Consider the following 18,403-nt stretch of genomic DNA (forward strand, 5'->3'; position numbering starts at 1 on the left):
GTTCCTATTCGAGTTCGGTCATACCAGCGCCAACAGCGCGGCGATGAATACACAGGAGGCAGAGAAGGTCATGGCGCGCGACGACCAGCTGTTGAACCAGTTGGCGAAGCTGGACAGGCCGCGGTTGAGCTTGGTGTTCTGGCGCGTCCAGGACTGCTGGTCGAGGCGGAAGAACACGTAGATCTTCACCAGGGCGCCGACGATCTGGTTGTAATAGAGCAGCACCGGGTAGGCCGGGCCGACGCGGTGGCCGGAGAGCATCAGCAGCACTGTCAGAACCAGGCGCGTGCTGCCAATCCACAGCAGGTAGATCAACAGGTACATCAGGCTGTACTTGATGCTGGCGATGATCGCCACGCACAGGCCGAGCAGGCAGGTCCACATCGACACGCGCTGGTCCAGCAGCACCAGACTGGTGAAGGCGCCGAGGCGATTCAGGCCCAGGCGCAGGGCGCGCGAGTTCTGCCGCAGGTTGTTGCCGTACCAGCGGAACATCAGCTTGCGGCTGGCCTTGATGAAGCTCTTCTCCGGCGGATGCTCGACCGTGTTGATCGCCGCATCCGGCACGTAGAAGGTGTCGTAGCCCAGGCGCATCAGGCTGTACCAGCTGGACTTGTCGTCGCCGGTGAGGAACTGGAAGCGGCCCAGACGCCAGTGCTCGAGGTGATCGCTCTCCACGTCGCGGATGAACTCGGGGTCGGTCACCACGCTGGCGCGGAACACCGACATGCGCCCGGTCATGGTCAGCACGCGCTTGGAGAGGGCCATCGAGCACATGTTGAGGTGGCGCTGGGCGAAGCGCAGCTTGTGCCACTCGCTCATCAGGTAGCTGCCGCGCACCTCGCAGAACTCGTTGGTGGTCAGCCCGCCGACGTTGGGGAACAGCTTGAACCAGGGCACGCTCTTGCTCACCACGCCCGGCTCGAGCACGGTGTCGCCGTCGATCACCGCCACCACCGCATCGCGATCCGGCTGCTGCCGGGAGATGGCGCGGAAACCGTGGGCCAGGCCGTCACGCTTGCCGGTGCCGGGAATGCGCACGATGTTCAGCTTGACGTGCGCCGGCGGCTGGGCCTGGGCCCAGAGCGTCTTGATCAGCAGTTCGTCGGACAGCTCGACGATCGAACACACCAGGGTGCTCGGGTAGCCGCAGTCGATCGCCTCGCGGATCACCGAGCGATAGACCATGGCGGTGGTCAGCGCGTCGATGCGAAAGCTGGTCACCAGCAAAAAGACATGAGAGGGGTCGGCATCCTTGCCGAGTCTTTGCACCTTGCGGCGATACCAGGGGTACACCAGGTAGAGGAACAGGCAGCCGCGCACGAAATGCACGGCGCCCATGGAATAACGCCAGATGCCGACGATGCCGATCAGCAGGAGGAAGTCCCGCGATTCGGGGTCGAACACCGTGCGTGGCAGGGCCAGTGCCAGCAGCATCAGCGCGCTGAGGTACAGCAGCCAGCCGCTGGCGTGGTTGAGGCCGTTCTTGAGCTTGTCCATATGCGTCTCTCGGTACCCGCGCGCAGGGCGCGCGGGCACGCTTGGCCTTACCAACAGATGCCTTCGGCCACGCCATTGCTGGCGTGTGGCATGAAGCCGACCAGGTCGATCACCCGCTTGCCGCTGGGTGCCTGCGCGGCCAGCTTGGCGAAACGCTCGTCGCCGTTGCCGAGGACGATGATGTCGGCCTTGGCGATCACCGCGTCGAGGTCGCTGCCCAGCAGCGAGGACACGTGCGGGATCTTCGACTCGATGTAGTCCCGGTTGGCACCGTGGACGCGGGCGTATTCGACGTTGCGGTCGTAGATGCCCAGGTCATAGCCCTTGCCGATCAGCATCTCGGCCAGTTCCACCAGCGGGCTCTCGCGCAGGTCGTCGGTGCCGGCCTTGAAGCTCAGGCCGAGCAGGGCGACCTTGCGCGAGTCGTGGCCGGCGATGATGTCGAAGGCCTTCTGCACCTGGGCGGCGTTGCTGCGCATCAGCGAGCCGATCAGCGGCGCCTCGACGTCCAGGCTGCCGGCGCGGTAGTTCAGCGCGCGCACGTCCTTGGGCAGGCAGGAACCGCCGAAGGCGAAGCCGGGCTTCATGTAGTACTTGGAGAGGTTGAGCTTGTGGTCCTGGCAGATCACGTCCATCACCTCGCGGCCGTCGACGCCGACCGCCTTGGCGATGTTGCCGATCTCGTTGGCGAAGGTGACCTTGGCCGCGTGCCAGACGTTGCAGGTGTACTTGATCATCTCGGCGACTTCGATGTCCTTGCGGATGATCGGCGCGTCCAGCTCGCCGTAGATGCTGGCCAGCAGGTCGCCGGAGGCCTTGTCCAGTTCGCCGATCACGGTCATCGGCGGGAAGTCGTAGTCCTTGATCGCGGTGCTCTCGCGGAGGAACTCGGGGTTGACCGCCAGGCCGAAGTCGACCCCGGCCTTCTTCCCGGAGCAATCCTCGAGGATCGGCAGCACCACGTTCTTCGCGGTACCCGGCAGCACCGTGCTGCGCACCACCACGGTATGACGGCCGGGCTTGTCGCGCAGGGCGTAGCCGATCTCGCGGCACACGCCTTCGATGTAGTTCAGTTCCAGGTCGCCGTTCTTCTTGCTCGGCGTGCCGACGCAGATGAACGACACGTCGCTCTCCAGCACGGCGGCGGCGACGTCGGTGGTGCCGCGCAGGCGACCCTGGCGCAGGCCCTGTTGCAGCAGTTCCTCCAGGCCGGGTTCGACGATGGGCGATTTGCCGTTGTTGATCAGCTCGATCTTGTGCGCGGAGATATCCACGCCAATCACCTCGTGGCCGCGGGCCGACAAACAACCGGCGCACACGGCGCCCACATAACCCAAACCGAAAATACTGATTCGCATGGTATTCACCTCGTCCGTTCGATGCGTTTTCAAATACTGGCCAATTGGCCAAAACTGTTCTGCGAACTTGCTGTTTGTGCGTCAGCAAGTTCCTTCAGGCATAAGTAGGGTAGGGCACCGGAAGTGGCGCCAAATGTGGGCCTTTATATAAAGTGGTGGCCCTTGGGTATTGTCTGTGCGGCCCGAGTGGAGGCCTCTGTTTCGGTACTCTTACGCGGGTGTCTATCTCCCTCTGGTGGCCCGTCTACTTTCTTCCGGGCGAAACCGCCCAGCGAAGGTTGATTCGCATGGTGGCAGTTTAAAAAGGCAAGAAAGTTATGTATTGAAATGTGTTACGGGCTGTATGAGTGCATGACTTTTGCGATAGTTCCTACCGTTCGTCCTGTTCCTGAACGCAAGCTGAACGATTAATTGATCGCAAATTAATGGCAACTTGCAAATTGCACGATGGCACTTTGCAGTTTAATTGGCGTGCAACTAGCGGGTAACTAATGGCGGGCAATGGTTCGCGCTAAAACAGGCCGGCGTCGAAATTGCCAAGGCGTGCGGGTTTTGTTGGCGGGAACCAAGGTTCGTGGGGGCGCCACGGCTTCGATGGCCAGCGCTGCGCCTGGCCTGGACGGCCAGTCGCTGCGGCGGCAGAGGAGGCGGCCGGGCAGGGCGCCGGGCCGCGAGGTGAGGATCAGTCCTGCGGCTGGTCGCGCAGAAACACCAGGTTGTCTTCCTTGGAATGCTCGGCCGAGTAGCGGTAGCCCTGGTAGTCGAAGTCCTTGAGGCCCTCGGGGTTGGTCAGGCGCTCCTTGATCACGTAGCGCGCCATCAGGCCGCGGGCCTTCTTGGCGTAGAAGCTGATGATCTTGTACTGGCCGTTCTTCAGGTCCTTGAACTCGGTGTCGATGATCCGCGCCTTCAGCGCCTTGCGCTTGACCGCGCCGAAGTACTCGGTGGACGCCAGGTTGAGCAGCACCTCGTCGCCCTGGGCGGCCAGCGCCTCGTTCAGCCAGCCACTGATGCGCTCGCCCCAGAAGGCATAGAGATCCTTGCCGCGGCCGTTGACCAGCTTGGTGCCCATCTCCAGGCGATAGGGCTGCATCAGGTCCAGTGGGCGCAGCACGCCATACAGGCCGGAGAGCATGCGCAGGTGGGCCTGGGCGAAGTCGAAATCGTCCTCGGAGAAGTCCTCGGCATGCAGCCCGGTGTAGACGTCGCCCTTGAATGCCAGCAGCGCCTGCTTGGCGTTGGACGGATTGAACGGCCGCTGCCAGCTGCCGAAGCGCGCGGCGTTGAGGCCGGCGAGCTTGTCCGAGAGGTGCATCAGTTCGGCGATCTGCGCCGGGCTGAAGTCGCGCAGCTGCTCGATCAGTTCCTGGGCGTGGTCGAGGTGTTCGGGTTGGGTGAAGCGCGGCGTGGCCGGCCGGGTCTCGTAGTCGAGGGTCTTGGCCGGTGAAATCACCATCAGCATGGACATCTGCTCCTGAAAGTCTGGCGGCGATTCTAGAAGCTGGGGCCGGGCAAGACCACCTATAGGGGCGATTGAGTCAGGACAGCGACCGCAGCGCCCGGCCCGGCTGCAATCCGGAATCTGGTTTACCGGAACGGGCGCCAGGCGCCGGCTTGACCTCGGGGCCGCCCCGGGGTTGTAGTGTGGCGGCGAACCTCGCACAGGGAGTCGTCATGACGAGCTGCAACCATTCGCGCTGGGAGCCTTCCCACGACTATCGCCCGCTGGAGTCCACGGCCGAGCGCCAGGCCTGGCGGGTCACCGCGCTGACCGGCGCGACCATGCTGGTGGAGATCGCCGCCGGCTACGCCTTCAACTCCATGGCCCTGCTCGCCGACGGCTGGCACATGGCCTCGCATATGCTCGCCATCGGCCTCACCGCGCTGGCCTACCTGCTGGCGCGGCGCTATGCCAACGACCGGCGCTTCGCCTTCGGCACCTGGAAGGTGGAGGTGCTGGCCGGCTTCGCCAGCGCCGTGCTGCTGCTGGTGGTGATCGCCCTGCTCGCCGTCGAGTCGTTGTGGCGCCTGTGGCGGCCGCAGCAGATCGCCTTCGACATGGCCCTGGCGGTGGCGGTGCTCGGCCTGCTGGTCAACCTGGTGTCAGCCTGGATGCTGCGCGACCAGCACGAGCATGGCCACGACCATGCTGGGCACGATCACGATCACGATCACGATCACGATCACGCGCCGGCCGGCGGGCGCGATCTCAACCGCCACGCCGCCTTCCTCCATGTGCTGGCCGATGCCCTGACCTCGGTGGCGGCGATCCTCGCCCTGCTCGGCGGCTGGTGGCTGGGCTGGAACTGGTTCGACCCGCTGATGGGCGTGGTCGGCGCGCTGATCATCGCGGTGTGGGCCAAGGGCCTGCTGCTGGAGACCGCCAAGGTGCTGCTCGACCGCGAGATGGACAGCCCCCTGGTGGAGCGTGTGCGCACCGCGTTGGAGCAGGAGCACGACACCGAACTGGCCGACCTGCACCTGTGGCGCGTCGGTCGCGCCCAGTACGCCTGCATCGTCAGCGTGGTGACCCATGGCGAAACCACGGCTGATCGCTACAAGGCCCGTCTGGCGGGCTTTGCCGAGCTGGTGCACGTCACGGTGGAGGTCAATCGCTGCGCCGAGGTCGGCCACGGCTGAGGGCGAAAAACGGCGGGTGGGACTTCGGACTGTAACGGCGTCGCCGGAGCCCGCCAAGCGCTATTTGTCGCGGCGACAAATAAACCGGTAAAACCACAAAAAAACGTTTTTCTGTCACCTGAATTGGAGTAATTAAACAGCAAGACCGCCGAAACCTGCAGACAGGTGGCGGCCACTGGCCCTCACCTTGCTTGCACCTTCTCAGCCCCGGCACTGAGGAGTCGGCGGCCTCTCCGCGGCGCAGCACCGCCTTGGTATTGCGTCGCTTGGCTACTACAAGAAGGTGACCGAGTATGGATGACCACGGACGCTCCAAGCCCACCGCTCCAACCCTCTACGCCCTCGACACCAACGTCCTGATCCACGATCCGAACGCCTTGCTGAACTTCGAAGAGCATCACGTCGCCATCCCGATGACGGTGCTGGAGGAGCTCGACAAGCTGAAATCCGGCAAGCACGGCGTCGCCGCCGAATGCCGCCAGGCCATCCGCCTTATCGATCAGATCCTCGGTGTCGCCAGCCCGGACGACGTGGAGCACGGCGTACCCATCCAGCGCGGCAAGAGCGGCCCCTGCGGGCGTCTGTCGATTCTCATGAGCAAGCGCGCGGCGCCCATCACCTGGCTGCCGGAAGACCTCAACGACAACAAGATCATCAACCAGCTGGTGGAGCTGAAATCGCGTAATCCGGGGTTGTCCGTGGTGCTGGTGACCAAGGACATCAACATGCGCCTGAAGGCGCGCGCCTGTGGTATCGATGCCGAGGACTACCACACCGACCAACTGGTGGACGACGTCTCCCTGCTGTCCAAGGGCTACCACGATATGACCGGCTCCTTCTGGGACCGCGTCAGCAAGGTGGAAACCCGCCAGGACCACGGCCGCACCTGGCACCGGGTGCAGCTCACCGACAACCTGCCGGCGGTGCACATCAACGAGTTCATCCTCGACGAGCAGGGCTTCGTCGGCTGGATCAAGGCGATCAAGGGCGACGAGCTGGTGATCCTCGACATGCACCAGGAGCCGCTGCTGCACCAGGAAGCCTGGGGCCTCAAGCCGCGCGACGTGTACCAGTCGCTGGCGCTGTTCGCCCTGCTCGACCCGGACATCCACCTGGTCAACCTGTCCGGCGCCGCCGGTTCCGGCAAGACCATCCTGGCGCTGGCCGCGGCCATCGAGCAGACCATGGTCAGCAAGCGCTACCGGCGCATCATCGCCACCCGCAGCGTGCAGGGGCTGGATCAGGAGATCGGCTTTTTGCCCGGCACCGAGGCGGAGAAGATGGAGCCCTGGCTCGGCGCCATCACCGACAACCTCGAAGCGCTGCACATGGACGACGAGAGCACCCACGGCAGCGTCGACTACATCCTGCAGAAGGTGCCGCTGCAATTTAAGTCGCTCAACTACATCCGCGGGCGCAGCTTCCAGCAGAGCCTGATCCTCATCGACGAATGCCAGAACCTCACCCCGCACCAGATGAAGACCATCATCACCCGCGCCGGCAACGGCTCCAAGGTGGTGTGCCTGGGCAACCTGGCGCAGATCGACACCCCCTACCTGTCGGCGCCCAGCTCGGGCCTGACCTACCTCACCGAGCGCTTCAAGGACTTCCCCCACGGCGTGCACATCACCCTGCAAGGGGTGCCGCGCTCGATCCTCGCCGAATACGCGGAAACCCATATGTAGCGCTCGGGCTGTTGAGCGCTCGCGCCCCTGTTCGCAAGAGCAGGGGCGTTATTATTTGCGCGCCCTGTAGGAGCGGCCGGGCGGCGTTCCGCTTCAGCCGCGGTATTCGCGGATAAATCCGCTGCTACAGAAGCAGGGTGGAGTCCCGGCATATGACGCGGCATCGCTTTTTTATGCCTGCCAAATCCTGACCCGGGGGTTTACAATCGGCCGATCCCCGCCTGGAGCTTTCCCGTGCTGACTCACCTCGATTCCCAAGGCCGCGCGCATATGGTCGACGTCACCGATAAGGCGACCACCTTTCGCGAAGCTACCGCCGAAGCGCGCGTGCGCATGCTGCCCGCCACCCTGCAGATGATCGTCGCCGGCGAGCACCCCAAGGGCGACGTGTTCGCCGTGGCGCGTATCGCCGGCATCCAGGCGGCGAAGAAAACTTCCGACCTGATCCCGCTGTGCCACCCGCTGATGCTCACCGGGGTCAAGGTCGAGCTGAGCGCAGAGGGCGAGGATGCCGTGCGCATCACCGCGCGCTGCAAGCTGTCCGGCCAGACCGGCGTGGAGATGGAGGCGCTGACCGCCGCCAGCGTCGCCGCGCTGACCATCTACGACATGTGCAAGGCGGTGGACCGCGGCATGGTCATCGAGAACGTGCGCCTGCTGGAGAAACTCGGCGGCAAGAGCGGCCACTACAAGGCGGAGGAGCCAGCATGATCCGCGTGCAGTATTTCGCCCGTTACCGCGAAGCCCTGGGCCGCGACGAGGAGCAACTCAGCGGCGATTTCGCCAGCCTCGACGAACTGCGCCTGCACCTGCTGGCCCGTGGCGGCGAGTGGGAGGTGCTCGGCGAGCAGAACCTGATGTGCGCGCGCAACCAGGAACTGTGCGGCCTCGACGAGCCGCTGAGCGAAGGCGATGAAGTGGCCTTCTTCCCCACCGTTACCGGCGGCTGATACCCCTGTAGGAGCGGTCGGGCGGCGTTCCGCGTAGGGTGGGCTTCAGCCCACCAATCGGCAGCCCGCCGACCGACCCTGACCACAGCCCTCATCAAACGAGACACGTCGCATGACCATCCGCGTCCAAGCCCAACCCTTCGACCCCGGCAGCGAACTCAACGCCCTGCACGCCGCCAACCTCGGCATCGGCGCGGTGGTGAGCTTCGTCGGCTACGTGCGCGACTTCAACGAAGGGCGCGACGTCGGCGGCATGTTCCTCGAACACTTCCCCGGCATGACCGAGAAGGCCCTGGCCAAGATCGCCGACGAGGCGCGCGCGCGCTGGCCGCTGCTGGGCATCGAGATCATCCACCGCATCGGTCGCCTGGAGCCGGGCGAGCCCATCGTCTTCGTCGGCACCAGCAGCGCCCACCGCCAGGCCGCGTTCGACGCCTGCAACTTCGTCATGGATTATCTGAAGACCCGCGCGCCCTTCTGGAAGAAGGAAGACACCAGCGAAGGCCCGCGCTGGGTCGAAGGCCGCTGCAGCGACCAGAGCGCCGCCGAGCGCTGGAAACGGTAGGGTGCGCCCGATCTACGCCAATGCCAGATGCACCCGTAGCGCAATCGGCACCAGCATCAGCAACACCCCCAGGCCGAGCACGCGCACGCCCCATTCGTGTTCGCGGAAGTTGAAGCCGACTCCCAGCAGCACGAAGCCGCCGATCAGCAGCACCAGCATCAGGTGAAAGTGATCCATCGCTCTTCTCCGCTTCGCCGTCCTGCTTTCAGCCTAGTCGCTGTGCCGGTCTGCGGCGCTGACCTGTGGCAATGAATGCCTGACCCGATTGGCGACAAGCCGCGGCCCGATCGGTCGCTGCCGCTGTCGGCGGCTTGCTGCATACTTCGCCGCAGTCATCGTCAAGGATCGTCCATGCGCCTGTTTCCCACCCTGCTGCTCGCCGGCCTGCTGAGCGCCGCCCCGCTGGCGGCCGCCGAACGCAGCTTCACCATCCTGCACAGCAACGACTGGCAATCGCGCCTGCTCGGCTTCGGCCCCGACAACGAATACAGCCCGGCCACGCTGAACGACGACGACACGGTCGGCGGCGTCGCGCGCCTGGCCACCCTGCTGCGCGAGCGCCGCGCGGCGGCCGAGGGCGAGGCGGTGCTGCTGCTCGATGGCGGCGACTTCACCATGGGCACGCTGTTTCACACCGTCGCCCGCGAGATGGGCAGCGAGCTGCGCCTGATGAGCGAGCTGGGCTACGACGCCGCGGTGCTCGGCAACCACGAATTCGACTTCCGCCCCGCCGGCCTCGCCGCGATGATCGGCGCCGCGCACAGGGCCAAGGGCGAGGCGCTGCCGGCGCTGCTGTCGAGCAATATCCGCTTCGACCCCGCGCGCAAGGAGGACGACAGCCTGCAGGCGCACTTCGAGGCCGGGCGCATCCTGCCGTACCAGCTGATCGAGCGCGGCGGCATCCGCTTCGGCCTGTTCGGCCTGCTCGGCAACAACGCCGTGGCGGTCAGCCCGATGATCAAGCCGGTGACCTTCGCCGACCCTGTAGAGACCGCCAAGATCATGGTCGCCAAGCTGCGCGAGGAGGGCGCCGAGGTGGTCATCCTGCTCTCGCACATGGGCGTCACCCAGCAGGCCGACGGCAGCTGGCGCGGCGAGGAAGTGGAGCTGGTCGAGCAGGTGCCGGGCATCGACATAGTGGTCGGCGGCCATTCGCACGTGGCGCTGCCGCAGCCGGTGCTGGTCAATGGGCGCACCCCGGTGATGCAGGCCGGCTCGGAAATCCAGTACCTCGGCGAGCTGCGCATGAGCCTCGGCGCCGACGGCGTGCCGCGCCTGCGTGACTACCGCCTGCACCCGCTCGACGACCGCATCGCCGGCGATGCGGCGATCACCGCCCAGGTCGAGGACTTCAAGCAGGTGGTCAGCGAGCGCATGCTGGCGCCCAAGGGCTATCGCTTCGACCAGCCGCTGGCCAAGGTCGACCAGCGCCTCGGCCGCGACTTCACCGATACCACCCTGGCCAACCTGGTCACCGACGCCCTGCGCCACGCCGCCGGCGCCGACCTGGCCTTCACCGGCAACGGCACCATCCGCGACGACCTGATCAAGGGCCGCCACGGCGTGCAGAGCGTCTCCGACCTGTTCCGCATCGCCCCGCTGGGCATCGGCCAGTTCGACGACGAACCCGGCTACCCGCTGATCAAGGTCCACGTCAGCGCGCGCGAGATCAAGACCATGCTGGAGGTGCTGCTGCTCGCCTACCAGCTGCGCGACAGCCGCAGCTACTACCCGCGGGTGTCCGGCGTGCGCTTCAGCTACAACCCCTGGCGCGTGCCGTTCGACCGCGTCAGCCGCATCGAGATCGGCGACCCGGTCAACGGCTACCGCGAGCTGGATCTGGACGACCCGCGCCTCTACAGCATCGGCGCCACCAGCTACGTCGGCAGCTTCACCTGGCTGGTGCCGGACCTGACCAAGGGCCTGCTCGACGTGGTGCCCAAGGACGCCGCCGGCCGTCCGCTGCCGCGCATCGAAGACGCCATCATCGACCAGGACCCGGACACCCCCGGCGTGCAGGAACTCAAGGAATGGCAGGCGTTGCTCGACCATATCCGCAACCTGCCGGACCTGGACGGCGACGGCCTGGCCGACATCCCCACCAGCGGCGCGGCGGCCGAGCAGCGCATGCTGCGCCAGCCCAGCCTGCACCCGGCCGAACTGCTGCGCCTGGCCGGCCCGCTGCAATGGGGCGCCAGCGCGGTGATCCTGGCCGGCCTGCTGCTGATCCTCTGGCTGCTGACCCGACCGCTGCGCCGCCCCAGACGAGTCGAGCCAGCGGCGGCGTCGGGCGCATCGCCGGATTGATGCGTCGCCTTCAGGGGGCGCCGCGTGCACCAAGGCTCGACGCTCCGCCCCTAGGGGGCGCCGTGCGCACCGAGGCTCGACGCCCCCGGCGCCTGCCCCGCAACCTTGCCAAGCCCCCACTGCCTCCGTATGGTGCAAGGCCGCCCGATCCGGAAGCGACGCCATGCTGGCTCAGCACAACCCATGCCCTGGCCGCGCCTCGCGGGCCGTAAATTTCGCCGACTGCCCGCTGCGCCACGCCCAATGAATTCGCTCAACCCTTCCCGTCCGCTGGCCCTGTTCGGCCTGCTGCTGGCCGTGCTCTGCTGGTCCGGCAACGCCCTGGTGGCGCGCGCCTTCGCCGGCGAGATCCCGCCCTTCGCCCTGTCGTTCTGGCGCTGGAGCCTGGCCCTGGCGCTGCTCTTGCCCTTCGTCGCCCTGCCGCTGTGGCGCCACCGCCAGCAACTCAGGGCCGCCGGCTGGCGCCTGCTGCTGGTCGCCGGCCTCGGCATCGCCGGCTACAACTCGCTGCTGTACAGCGCGGCGCAGACCACCGCGGCAATCAACATCACCCTGGTCAACACCTGCCTGCCGCTGATGACCTTTATCGGCGCCGGCCTGCTGCTCGGCGAATGGCCGGCGCGGCGCGCCTGGTGGGGCATGGCCCTGGCCGCCATCGGCCTGCTGGTGCTGATCGCCCAGGGCCAGTGGAGCCGCCTGGCCAGCCTGTCGTTCAACCGCGGCGACCTGATCATGCTGCTCGCCGTGGCCGACTGGGCGCTGTACTCCCTGCTGCTGCGGCGCTGGTCCGGCTACCTGCACGCCATCCCGCCGCTGGCGCTGCTCGGCGTGCTGATCCTGCTCGGCGTGCCGCTGATCCTGCCGTTCTACCTGTACGAACTGAGCCAGGGCGCGCACTTCACCAGCACCCCGAGCAACCTCGCCGCCATCGCCTACACCGCGGTGTTCGCCTCGCTGCTGGCCTACCTGGCCTGGAACCACGGGGTCAAGGTCATCGGCGCGGCCAAGGCGGCGCTGTCCAACTACCTGATGCCGGTCTTCACCGCGCTGCTCGGCTGGCTGCTGCTGGGCGAAGGCCTGCAGCCCTACCACTGGGCCGGCGCCACGCTGATCTTCGCCGGCCTGCTGCTGGCCACCCGCCCGGGCAAGGCCTGAGCGAACCGCTGCGCGGCGCAGGAGCCCGGCGTGCGCCGCTCGTCTCCCCGCCGCACCGCACGCACGATATTTACCCGGCTCATCTGTCTAACCGCCTTGGGGGATAACCGCAGAGGAGACCCCGCCATGTTCAGACCGATGCTCCCCCTGTTCGCCCTCGCCGTGCTGATCGCCCTCAGCGGCTCTTCCTGTCACGACCACCACCCACGCGGCGACGGTGGCGACATGTCGCAACAGAAGCAGGAAAAACCGCGCAGCCCCACGGGCGGCGGCGGGGGCTATTGAGCGCTTGCGAGAGGGATCGCACCTGAGCCCGGTTCGCCTGCCGGGCGTTCGCCGCCGGCTGGCGCAAGCCTGCTCCCGGCCGCCGCATGCAGCCCGGCTAACCGCTTGATAAAGCGTAAATTTATCTAGGGTTCAGGGTTGACAGTCGCCACCGAGACGCGGAAAATGCGCGCCACGTTGGCTACATAGCTCAGTCGGTTAGAGCGCAGCATTCATAATGCTGATGTCCCAGGTTCAAGTCCCGGTGTAGCCACCATAAATTTCAAGGGGTTAGCGCAAGCTAGCCCCTTTTTGTTTGGGCGCGAAAAATTGCGCCATATGTCGCCGAGTTACTCCTTTAGCGCATTAGTCGTTCCAGCGCGTCATCCACATGCGCCTGCCATTCCCCCTGGCCCATTTTCTGGTAACCGTTGCTGCCGGCGAAGGCGCTGCCGATGACCAGGTCGGGCTGCAGATCGCGCAGGCCGGTGATGCTGATGGCCATGGTCTGGCGGTCTGCGGGGCTGTTGTGGCCGGGAATAAAGCCGGCCTTCCAGCTGCCGTCCGCGCTGCGGTACAGGGTGTCGCCGGTGAACAGGTAGCGCTGGCCGGTCGGGCTATGCACCAGAAAGCAGGTGCTGCCGGGGCTGTGCCCGGGGGTGGGGATCACGTCGATATTGCCGAGCAGCGTTTCGCGGTCGTCGAACAGGATGTCTGGTGTGACGAAGCGGGCGAATTCCGCCTGCTCCCGGCGGTGGCCGCCAAGCCGGGTGCCGAAGCGCTGGCGGATCTGCAGCAGCGAGTCACCCAGTTCGTCGCGGTGGCTGAGCAATTGGTAGGCGACGCCGCCCAGCTCGCCCATCCGTTCTATCTCCTGCTGCAGGCTGGTGTTGTAGAACAACAGGTTGCCGGCCTCGCGGGTCAGCAGGTAGGCATGGGTGGTCAGGCCCGGCATGGGGGGCTCGGTGGCGGTTTCCCAGAGGTCGTCTCGAATCTGTTGCATGGCTGGCTCCTTGGTCTTGGGAGGGACGGAGGTCAGCCTAGGACCTCAAGTTAGGTTGAGGTCAAGGATGAGGAGGACGGCTGAGGGGCTCGCTCGGTGGGAGTATGGCGTCGTCGGCGATAGGCGCTTTCGCCGCGGGGCGTGGCTCCTGCAGTGGGGGAGGGCCGGGCGTGAGAGGCTTGCTGTCACCTGTAGGGGCGGATTTATCCGCGATATTCATGAAGGAATCGCGAATAAATTCGCTCTTACGGATCGTGGGCGATAGGCAAAGAAAACCCCGCCGAAGCGGGGTTTTCTTTATGCGCTGACAAGGCTCAGACGTTGAAGCGGAAGTGCATCACGTCGCCGTCCTTGACGATGTAGTCCTTGCCTTCCAGGCGCCATTTGCCGGCTTCCTTGGCGCCGGCTTCGCCCTTGTAGGCGATGAAGTCGTCGTAGGCGACCACTTCGGCGCGGATAAAGCCTTTCTCGAAGTCGGTGTGGATCACGGCGGCGGCCTGCGGGGCGGTGGCGCCGACGCGCACGGTCCAGGCGCGTACTTCCTTCACCCCGGCGGTGAAGTAGGTCTGCAGGTTGAGCAGCGAATAACCGGCGCGGATCACGCGGTTCAGGCCCGGCTCTTCCATGCCCATGGTTTCGAGGAACATCTGCATCTCTTCCAGATCGTCCAGCTCGGCGATCTCGGCCTCGATCTTGTTGCACACCGGCACCACGATGGCGCCTTCTTCCTTGGCGATGGCGTTGACCACGTCGAGGTGCGGGTTGTTCTCGAAGCCGTCTTCGGCGACGTTGGCGATGTACATCACCGGCTTGGTGGTGAGCAGGTGGAAGGTCTTGGCCAGGCGTTTCTCGTCGTCGCCCAGGTCCTTCAGCAGGCTGCGCGCGGGCTTGCCTTCGGTGAAGTGGGGGATGAGTTTTTCCAGCAGGGCCTTCTGCGCCACGGCTTCCTTGTCGCCGCCCTTGGCGGTGCGGGCGACGCGTTGCAGCTGCTTCTCGCAGCTGTCGAGGTCGGCCATGATCAGTTCCAGGTCGATGATCTCGATGTCGCGCTTGGGGTCGACGCTGTTGGCGACGTGGATGACGTTCTCGTCTTCGAAGCAGCGCACCACGTGGGCGATGGCGTCGGTCTCGCGGATATTGGCGAGGAACTTGTTGCCCAGGCCTTCACCTTTCGACGCGCCCGCTACCAGGCCGGCGATGTCGACGAATTCCATGGTGGTGGGGATGACTTTCTCCGGCTTGACGATCTCGGCCAGGGCGTCCAGGCGGCTATCGGGCATCGGTACGATGCCGCTGTTCGGCTCGATGGTGCAGAAGGGGAAGTTTTCCGCGGCGATGCCGGATTTGGTGAGGGCGTTGAACAGGGTGGACTTGCCGACGTTGGGCAGGCCGACGATGCCGCAGTTGAATCCCATGATGTGTCCCTCGAGGGAAAGGTGGTTACTTGGTGGCCTTCTGGCTGTGCAGCTTCTGCATCGCGCGGGTCCAGTCGCCTGCGAGGATGTCGGGCAGCACGCCGAGGGCGAAGTCGATGCTTTGGTCGAGCAGTTCCTGTTCGCTGCGTGGGGCGCGTCCGAGCACGTAGCCGGAAACCAGGCTGGCGTGCCCCGGGTGGCCGATGCCGAGCCGCAGGCGATGGAAGTTATTCTGGTTGCCGAGCTGGGCGATGATGTCGCGCAGGCCGTTGTGTCCGCCGTGGCCGCCGCCCTGTTTGAGCTTGGCGATGCCGGGCGGCATGTCGAGTTCGTCGTGGGCCACCAGGATCTCTTCGGGTTTGATCTTGAAGAAATTGGCCAGGGCCGCCACGGACTGGCCGCTGCGGTTCATGTAGGTGGTGGGGATGAGCAGACGAACTTCGCGTCCCTGGTGGTTGAACTTGCCCACCAGGCCGAAATACTTGCGATCGACGCTGAGGTTGACGCGCTGGCTGTCCGCCACGCGCTCAACGAAAAGGGCCCCTGCATTGTGCCGGGTCTGGTCGTATTCGGGGCCGGGGTTACCCAGGCCAACGATCAGTTGTACGGCAGTCATACAGGAGCCCTTTCGAGGAAATCGCCCGGCGTGATCGCCTACCGGGCGGGTTCCGCGCTGCGATTACTCGGCAGCGCCTTCTTCTTTCACGCGGCTGGCGTGGATGTTGGCCACGGCCAGGTCGTTACCGTGAGCCAGTGCGACCAGCTCGACGCCTTTCGGCAGCTTGAGGTCGGACAGGTGAACGGTCTGACCGACTTCTACGGCAGCCAGGTCGACTTCGAGGAATTCCGGCAGGTCTTGCGGCTGGCAGGAAACTTCGACTTCGTTGATGGTGTGGGAGACTTCGCCGCCCTGTTGCTTGACGCCAACGGAGGTAGCTTCGTTGAGGAAGTGCAGCGGTACGTGGGCGCTCAGCTTCTGGCCGGCGACGACGCGCTGGAAGTCGGCGTGCAGGACGAAGCCTTTGGCCGGGTGGCGCTGCAGGGCCTTGATCACCACGTTCTCGGTGGTGCCGGCAACGTTCAGGGCCAGTACGTGGCTGAACGCGGCTTCGTTTTCCAGCAGCTTGGCCAGTTGGTTGGTCAGCAGGCTGATGGATTGCGGGGCCTTGTCGCCACCGTAGATCACGGCAGGAACCAGGTTGGCGTTACGACGCAGGCGGCGGCTCGCACCTTTCCCCAGGTCGGAACGCACTTCGGCATTCAGGGTAAAGTCAGTCATTGCATTTCTCCAAAATAACCAAACCGCCTGCACGCTTGCGACCAGCGTTGGGCGGTAGGGCAAAAAGCCCCGCACGAGGCGGGGCAGTGTTGATCTGGCCTGTTCCGCTTAGCGGAACATGGCGCTGATCGATTCTTCGTTGCTGATGCGGCGGACCGCTTCGGCGACGACCGGGGCGATGTCGAGCTGGCGAATGCGCGAGCAGGACTGTGCCGCAGCGGACAGCGGGATGGTGTTGGTGACCACCAGCTCGTCCAGGACGGAATTCTCGATGTTCTCGATGGCGCGGCCGGACAGCACCGGGTGGGTGCAGTAGGCGTAGACCTTAGCGGCGCCGCGCTCTTTCAGCGCCTTGGCGGCGTGGCAGAGGGTGCCGGCGGTGTCGACCATGTCGTCGACCAGGATGCAGGTACGGCCTTCGACGTCGCCGATGATGTGCATCACTTCGGACTGGTTGGCCTTCTCGCGACGCTTGTCGATGATCGCCAGGTCGACGCCCAGGCTCTTGGCCACGGCGCGGGCGCGGACGACGCCGCCGATGTCGGGGGAGACGATCATCAGGTTGTCGAAGCGCTGGTCTTCGATGTCGTCGACCAGGACCGGGGAGCCGTAGATGTTGTCCACCGGAATGTCGAAGAAACCCTGGATCTGGTCGGCGTGCAGGTCGACGGTCAGCACGCGGTCGATGCCGACCACGGTGAGCATGTCGGCCACTACCTTGGCGCTGATCGCCACGCGCGCGGAACGCGGACGGCGATCCTGGCGGGCGTAACCGAAGTAGGGGATGACCGCGGTGATGCGGGTCGCCGAGGAACGGCGGAAGGCATCGGCCATCACTACCAGTTCCATCAGGTTGTCGTTGGTGGGCGCACAGGTCGGCTGAATCAGGAACACGTCCTTGCCGCGGACGTTCTCGTTGATTTCGATCATGACTTCGCCGTCGGAAAACTTGCCGACCGAAGCATCGCCGAGGGGAATGTGCAGCTGACGAACGATCCGTCGCGCCAGATCGGGGTTTGCGTTCCCCGTGAAGACCATCATCTTGGACACGCGCAGTACCTGCCGGCTGGGGTATACCTGGATGGGTATGGAAAATGGCAGGGGCGGCTGGATTCGAACCAACGCATGGCAGGATCAAAACCTGCTGCCTTACCGCTTGGCGACGCCCCTATATTCTGTGTCGAACGCTGTGTGACCCGGCTGGCGATGCCTCCCGTGGGAGGTTATGGCAGGGGCGGCTGGATTCGAACCAACGCATGGCAGGATCAAAACCTGCTGCCTTACCGCTTGGCGACGCCCCTGTATCGTATAACCGAATGCTCAGCATTCACTTCTTGGCCAATGCTTGGAGCCTGCGGTGCAGCATCGAGATGTTGCGACCTTGAGCGACAAAGCTCGGCAGAGTGCCTGGAAGTTGGCGGGCGACTTTATCAGCATCGTCCCGCTTTGGGAAGCTCCCAAATACGCAAGCTCCAGTGCCGGTCAATCTAGCTGAAACAAATTTGTTCAACAAGATCAAAGCGTTACGAACCTCTGGGTAACGCTTCTCGACCACCGGCTGGCAGTCGTTTCGACCACCCCCCGCAAGAAGGCTGCGAACTTTAATGGGCGGCGTATCCCGTGTCAACTCGGGCGCGCCGAAAACTTCTGCTGTGCTGACAAAGACTTGCGGCACGGCGACGAGGAACCAGGGCTCGTCCAGTTCGACCGGCGTGAGGCGCTCGCCGACGCCCTCGGCGAAGGCCGCGCGGCCGCGCACGAACACCGGTACGTCGGCGCCCAGGGCTAGCCCCAGCTCGGCCAGGCGGTCTTCGCCGAGCCCGGTGTGCCACAGGTGGTCGAGACCGAGCAGGGTGGTGGCGGCGTCCGAACTGCCGCCGCCGATGCCGCCGCCCATGGGCAGGCGCTTGTCCAGCCAGATATCGGCGCCGAGCGCGGTGCCGGAGGCCTGCTGCAGGCGCCTGGCGGCGCGCACGATCAGGTTGCTGTCGTGCGGCACGCCGTCGATGGGCGTGTGCAGGCGGATCTCGCCGTCCTGGCGGACGCTGAAGCCCAGCTCGTCGCCGTGGTCGAGAAACTGGAACAGGGTCTGCAGCTCGTGATAGCCGTCGGCGCGGCGGCCGAGGATATGCAGCATCAGGTTGAGCTTGGCCGGGGCGGGCAGGATGAGTTCGGCGTGGGCGGGGATGGGCGTGGCGGTCATAGGTGCAAGTTGGCGAATTGTGGGGGCGGGAGAGGGCGGGTTACGGCTTTTAGCTTGTAGGGTGGATGACGCTTTTCCA

18 protein-coding genes and 3 tRNA genes are annotated in these 18,403 nt (G+C 65.3%); 9 read left to right on the plus strand and 12 right to left on the minus strand.

Annotated elements, in window-relative coordinates; all coding sequences use genetic code 11:
• Positions 1 to 18: 18 nt before the first annotated feature.
• The 3 genes from ACW9UL_RS04660 to yaaA form a co-directional block, all read right to left on the minus strand.
• A complete protein-coding gene (locus ACW9UL_RS04660; RefSeq protein ID WP_457789204.1) occupies positions 19 to 1,500 on the minus strand; it encodes a glycosyltransferase family 2 protein in 1,482 nt (493 codons plus the stop codon).
• Positions 1,501 to 1,547: 47 nt separating this feature from the next.
• On the minus strand, positions 1,548 to 2,858 hold the full coding sequence (gene algD / locus ACW9UL_RS04665; RefSeq protein ID WP_457789206.1) for a GDP-mannose 6-dehydrogenase: 1,311 nt from the start codon (positions 2,856 to 2,858) through the stop codon (positions 1,548 to 1,550).
• 682 nt (positions 2,859 to 3,540) lie between these two features.
• Entirely contained in the window at positions 3,541 to 4,320 is a 780-nt protein-coding gene (gene yaaA / locus ACW9UL_RS04670; RefSeq protein WP_021441935.1) for a peroxide stress protein YaaA, read from the minus strand.
• Between the two features lie 212 nt (positions 4,321 to 4,532).
• Here yaaA and dmeF point away from each other — a divergent pair, with 212 nt between their 5' ends.
• The 5 genes from dmeF (at position 4,533) to moaE (ending at position 8,698) form a co-directional block, all read left to right on the plus strand.
• The gene (gene dmeF, locus ACW9UL_RS04675; RefSeq protein WP_457789208.1) at positions 4,533 to 5,498 is read left to right on the plus strand and encodes a CDF family Co(II)/Ni(II) efflux transporter DmeF; all 966 of its coding nucleotides are present in this window, start codon (positions 4,533 to 4,535) and stop codon (positions 5,496 to 5,498) included.
• 293 nt (positions 5,499 to 5,791) lie between these two features.
• Positions 5,792 to 7,183 carry a PhoH family protein gene (locus ACW9UL_RS04680; protein ID WP_021441937.1) on the plus strand — a complete coding sequence of 464 codons (1,392 nt, stop codon included), beginning with the start codon at positions 5,792 to 5,794 and terminating at the stop codon, positions 7,181 to 7,183.
• Between the two features lie 234 nt (positions 7,184 to 7,417).
• Positions 7,418 to 7,894 carry a cyclic pyranopterin monophosphate synthase MoaC gene (gene moaC, locus ACW9UL_RS04685; protein ID WP_122108283.1) on the plus strand — a complete coding sequence of 159 codons (477 nt, stop codon included), beginning with the start codon at positions 7,418 to 7,420 and terminating at the stop codon, positions 7,892 to 7,894.
• Positions 7,891 to 8,133, plus strand: coding sequence for a MoaD/ThiS family protein (locus ACW9UL_RS04690; protein WP_397496148.1), 243 nt, complete (start codon positions 7,891 to 7,893; stop codon positions 8,131 to 8,133). The genes moaC and ACW9UL_RS04690 overlap by 4 nt, the downstream gene beginning before the upstream one ends.
• A gap of 112 nt (positions 8,134 to 8,245) precedes the next feature.
• Positions 8,246 to 8,698, plus strand: coding sequence for a molybdopterin synthase catalytic subunit MoaE (gene moaE / locus ACW9UL_RS04695; RefSeq protein WP_457789211.1), 453 nt, complete (start codon positions 8,246 to 8,248; stop codon positions 8,696 to 8,698).
• Positions 8,699 to 8,710: 12 nt separating this feature from the next.
• Here the strand turns inward: moaE and ACW9UL_RS04700 are convergent, their stop codons facing one another.
• Positions 8,711 to 8,875 carry a hypothetical protein gene (locus tag ACW9UL_RS04700; protein ID WP_021441941.1) on the minus strand — a complete coding sequence of 55 codons (165 nt, stop codon included), beginning with the start codon at positions 8,873 to 8,875 and terminating at the stop codon, positions 8,711 to 8,713.
• Between the two features lie 174 nt (positions 8,876 to 9,049).
• On the opposite strand from ACW9UL_RS04700, the gene ACW9UL_RS04705 reads away from it, so the two are divergent.
• The 4 genes from ACW9UL_RS04705 (at position 9,050) to ACW9UL_RS04720 (ending at position 12,701) form a co-directional block, all read left to right on the plus strand.
• Complete coding sequence (locus ACW9UL_RS04705) at positions 9,050 to 11,005, plus strand: bifunctional metallophosphatase/5'-nucleotidase (RefSeq protein WP_457789213.1); 1,956 nt, start codon at positions 9,050 to 9,052, stop codon at positions 11,003 to 11,005.
• Between the two features lie 243 nt (positions 11,006 to 11,248).
• Complete coding sequence (locus tag ACW9UL_RS04710) at positions 11,249 to 12,160, plus strand: DMT family transporter (RefSeq protein WP_457789215.1); 912 nt, start codon at positions 11,249 to 11,251, stop codon at positions 12,158 to 12,160.
• 126 nt (positions 12,161 to 12,286) lie between these two features.
• Positions 12,287 to 12,445 carry a hypothetical protein gene (locus ACW9UL_RS04715; RefSeq protein WP_397496152.1) on the plus strand — a complete coding sequence of 53 codons (159 nt, stop codon included), beginning with the start codon at positions 12,287 to 12,289 and terminating at the stop codon, positions 12,443 to 12,445.
• 179 nt (positions 12,446 to 12,624) lie between these two features.
• Positions 12,625 to 12,701: transfer RNA gene (locus ACW9UL_RS04720), tRNA-Met, on the plus strand.
• Between the two features lie 81 nt (positions 12,702 to 12,782).
• Here ACW9UL_RS04720 and ACW9UL_RS04725 read toward each other — a convergent pair.
• From ACW9UL_RS04725 to ispE, 8 genes are all read right to left on the minus strand, one after another.
• Positions 12,783 to 13,427, minus strand: coding sequence for an MBL fold metallo-hydrolase (locus tag ACW9UL_RS04725; protein WP_457789217.1), 645 nt, complete (start codon positions 13,425 to 13,427; stop codon positions 12,783 to 12,785).
• A 314-nt stretch (positions 13,428 to 13,741) separates the two neighbouring features.
• Positions 13,742 to 14,842 carry a redox-regulated ATPase YchF gene (ychF, locus tag ACW9UL_RS04730; protein ID WP_021446127.1) on the minus strand — a complete coding sequence of 367 codons (1,101 nt, stop codon included), beginning with the start codon at positions 14,840 to 14,842 and terminating at the stop codon, positions 13,742 to 13,744.
• A gap of 25 nt (positions 14,843 to 14,867) precedes the next feature.
• Positions 14,868 to 15,458 (minus strand): aminoacyl-tRNA hydrolase, encoded by a 591-nt coding sequence (gene pth / locus ACW9UL_RS04735; RefSeq protein ID WP_031304062.1) that lies wholly within the window; start codon positions 15,456 to 15,458, stop codon positions 14,868 to 14,870.
• Between the two features lie 63 nt (positions 15,459 to 15,521).
• Entirely contained in the window at positions 15,522 to 16,121 is a 600-nt protein-coding gene (locus ACW9UL_RS04740) for a 50S ribosomal protein L25/general stress protein Ctc (protein ID WP_021446125.1), read from the minus strand.
• A 108-nt stretch (positions 16,122 to 16,229) separates the two neighbouring features.
• Positions 16,230 to 17,171 carry a ribose-phosphate pyrophosphokinase gene (locus ACW9UL_RS04745; RefSeq protein WP_003244667.1) on the minus strand — a complete coding sequence of 314 codons (942 nt, stop codon included), beginning with the start codon at positions 17,169 to 17,171 and terminating at the stop codon, positions 16,230 to 16,232.
• Between the two features lie 45 nt (positions 17,172 to 17,216).
• Positions 17,217 to 17,291, minus strand: a tRNA-Gln gene (locus ACW9UL_RS04750).
• Between the two features lie 56 nt (positions 17,292 to 17,347).
• A tRNA-Gln gene (locus tag ACW9UL_RS04755) sits at positions 17,348 to 17,422 on the minus strand.
• A 26-nt stretch (positions 17,423 to 17,448) separates the two neighbouring features.
• A complete protein-coding gene (ispE, locus tag ACW9UL_RS04760) occupies positions 17,449 to 18,324 on the minus strand; it encodes a 4-(cytidine 5'-diphospho)-2-C-methyl-D-erythritol kinase (RefSeq protein ID WP_457789221.1) in 876 nt (291 codons plus the stop codon).
• Between the last annotated feature and the right edge of the window lie 79 nt (positions 18,325 to 18,403).

It is taken from the genome of Pseudomonas sp. PL-6, from assembly GCF_054110165.1.